Raw genomic sequence first — 3172 nt, 5'->3', positions numbered from 1 at the left:
CCATCACTTTGAGTTCCACGCTGGCGCCCTGAACGTAGGGCTTGCCAACAGTGGCTACGTCACCGTTCTTGACTAAAAGCACCTTGTCAAGGGTGATCTTGGCGTCCACATCTGCATGCAAACGGTCGAGGTCGTAATAACGGTTGGGTTGCACCCAAAATTGCTGTCCAGAGGCCTCGACGATGGCGTAGGAGCCTGTCTCTGGGGTGGTTTGTGAGCTGCTGCTGCTGGTTTCTGCCATGGGCTACTGGACGCAACCAGGCTCGGTGACTTGGGAGTCGCCGATTTGGCCTGTGCCGCAATCGAAAGACAAACAAAGATCTTCGACCTTCGTGCTGTCTTTCGTCAAGATTTAATTGCACACTTTTCGTTTTGGATGACCAGGCCGGCACTCACGATCGCGTTCTTGTTGAGGTCGCCTGAGCTCGAATCGGCTTGCTGTCAGTGGTTGCCTGGTAATCGCTACACGCCTGTGGATCTTGGACTGGAGGACTCAGCGGTTGATGTTGTCTCGGCTTTGGAACGACAACGTGAGGCCGTTGATGCAGTTGTGATTGAGCAATCACTCCTTCAAGAGCAGACACGGGAAGACTTATTGGCTCGAGGTTTGTTGTTTCCAGCCGTTGTCGTGGGCGAGTTGATGGGGCGTGTCGATTATCACCCCGAAGAAGTTCACCTGCCCGGTGATCAGCTTGAGCAGCTTGGCTACAACGTTGACGCAGCGATTTCACGCTTTCTTCGTCACGGGCAGAAAGACATTCGCCCTGAAGACGGATCCTCTGACTCCGATCCGGTTGGCGGGCAGCCTGAGGGAAGTGCTTGGAAGTTGTCGAGCCGCTTGCAGGAGAGGCTTGGCTACCTAGGAGTCTTTTACAAACGAGATCCTTCGCGATTTTTGGCCAATCTTCCGCCGAATGAACAGCGCGAGTTGCTGCAGTCACTGCAGCGCACCTATCGAGATCTGTTGATTGGTTATTTCCGTGACCCTGCTGCTGCCAACCAGGCTCTAGAGAGTTTTGTGAATACCGCTTTTTTTGGCGACTTGCCCATTACCCAAACCGTTGAGATCCATATGAATCTGATTGACGACTTTTGGAAACAACTCAGAGTGGAAGGGCATAAAGACGACTTCCTTCAGGATTACCGCCTTGCACTGCTGGATGTCATGGCTCACCTCTGCGAAATGTACCGACGGTCAGTGCCTGGAGATGTTCCCTTAGTTCCTGCCGGGTCTCAACGTCGTCAGCTACAGAATTCGGAGGTGACCTTATGAGCCCTAGGAAGACTTATATCCTCAAGCTGTATGTGGCAGGAAACACACCAAATTCGATGCGTGCACTCAAAACGCTTCGCAATATTCTTGAAACTGAATTCAAGGGTGTCTACGCCCTAAAGGTCATTGATGTCTTGAAAAATCCTCAGCTTGCAGAAGAAGACAAAATTCTGGCAACCCCCACGTTGTCCAAAATTCTTCCGCCTCCTGTGCGTCGGATTATTGGTGATCTTTCTGATCGCGAACGCGTGCTGATCGGACTTGATCTTCTTTACGACGAGCTTGTTGACAACGACCTCAGCTCTTCCCTGATGGACGCGTTGGAAGTCCCGGATATCGAAGAGGCAGATTCTTAAGTCACGGGGTGATCTAGAGGGTGCTGTGGATTTTCCTTATTAACCTTGGAGAGCAAGGTCGCGGTTATGCAGATTTCTAGCTCAAGCGGTTCCCCTCAGATGCAGGTCCAGAAGCTTCCGACTGGAATCGAGGGCTTCGATGATGTGTGCCATGGCGGCTTGCCAATTGGACGCAGCACCCTGATTAGCGGAACGTCCGGAACGGGTAAAACCGTTTTTTCCTTGCATTTTCTCCACAATGGAATTGCTCATTACGATGAGCCAGGGATTTTTGTCACGTTTGAGGAGTCGCCTCTCGATATTTTGCGTAATGCTGCAAGTTTTGGCTGGAACTTGCAGGAGATGGTGGAGCAAGACAAGCTTTTTATTCTTGATGCTTCGCCAGATCCAGATGGTCAGGATGTGGCTGGCAGTTTCGATCTCTCCGGGCTGATTGAAAGAATTAATTACGCCATACGAAAGTACAAAGCCAAAAGGGTGGCAATCGATTCCATTACGGCTGTCTTTCAACAATACGATGCGGTTTTTGTTGTGCGTCGGGAGATCTTCCGACTCATCGCACGCTTGAAGGAGATTGGTGTCACTACTGTGATGACCACCGAGAGAATTGATGAATATGGGCCTATCGCTCGTTACGGCGTTGAAGAATTTGTCTCTGACAATGTTGTGATCCTCCGCAATGTGTTGGAGGGAGAGCGCCGACGACGGACTGTTGAAATTCTCAAGTTGCGAGGTACTACCCACATGAAGGGTGAATTCCCTTTCACCATGGGTGTCCACGGGATCAGCATCTTCCCTCTTGGTGCGATGAGGCTCACTCAGCGTTCGTCGAATGTGCGGGTTAGTTCTGGCGTGCCGCGGCTCGATGAAATGTGTGGTGGAGGCTACTTCAAGGATTCAATCATCCTTGCGACGGGAGCAACTGGTACAGGCAAGACGTTGTTGATTTCAAAATTCATTGAGGATGCTTGCAATAATAAAGAGCGAGCAATTTTATTCGCCTACGAGGAATCACGTGCTCAATTGATGCGTAATGGCGCAAGTTGGGGCATTGATTTTGAGCAGATGGAGCAAGATGGCCTTCTGAAGATTATTTGCGCCTACCCGGAGTCCACCGGTTTGGAAGACCACTTGCAGATTATTAAAACTGAGATCAGTCAATTCAAGCCAACACGAATGGCGATTGACTCGTTGTCTGCGTTGGCCCGTGGTGTAAGTCGGAATGCCTTCAGGCAGTTTGTGATCGCATTGACCGGATATGCTAAGCAAGAAGAAATTGCTGGCTTTTTTACAAATACTTCTGAAGAGTTTATGGGAAGTCATTCGATCACTGACTCTCATATCTCAACTATTACTGATACTATTTTATTGCTCCAGTATGTCGAGATACGTGGCGAAATGGCTAGGGCAATCAATGTATTCAAGATGCGTGGCTCCTGGCATGATCGCGGTATTCGTGAATTCTTGATCACGGGTAATGGGCCACAGATTCAAGATTCATTCTCGAATTTCGAGAGAATTATTAGCGGCGTCCCTCATCGTG

The 3172-nt window shown here is 49.9% G+C and carries 4 protein-coding genes; 3 read left to right on the top strand and 1 reads right to left on the bottom strand.

Annotated features, from left to right (window positions below):
* Window positions 1-241, bottom strand: a 241-nt coding sequence (gene rplU, locus NCN04_RS09950) for a 50S ribosomal protein L21 (RefSeq protein WP_250395988.1), incomplete at its 3' end; no start/stop codon positions are given.
* A 135-nt stretch (window positions 242-376) separates the two neighbouring features.
* On the opposite strand from rplU, the gene NCN04_RS09945 reads away from it, so the two are divergent.
* The 3 genes from NCN04_RS09945 to kaiC form a co-directional block, all read left to right on the top strand.
* A complete protein-coding gene (locus NCN04_RS09945; protein ID WP_250395987.1) occupies window positions 377-1273 on the top strand; it encodes a circadian clock protein KaiA in 897 nt (298 codons plus the stop codon).
* Window positions 1270-1629 (top strand): circadian clock protein KaiB, encoded by a 360-nt coding sequence (kaiB, locus tag NCN04_RS09940; protein ID WP_048347100.1) that lies wholly within the window; start codon window positions 1270-1272, stop codon window positions 1627-1629. Before NCN04_RS09945 ends, kaiB begins: the two co-directional genes overlap by 4 nt.
* A 66-nt stretch (window positions 1630-1695) precedes the next feature.
* The coding region (gene kaiC / locus NCN04_RS09935) for a circadian clock protein KaiC (protein ID WP_250395989.1) at window positions 1696-3172 on the top strand (1477 nt) is incomplete at its 3' end.

The sequence above is a fragment of the Synechococcus sp. MU1655 genome, from assembly GCF_023630655.1.
Taxonomy (GTDB): domain Bacteria; phylum Cyanobacteriota; class Cyanobacteriia; order PCC-6307; family Cyanobiaceae; genus Synechococcus_C.
Note: the sequence above shows the minus strand (reverse complement) of the source record. Positions and strands in the feature narration are given on the sequence as shown.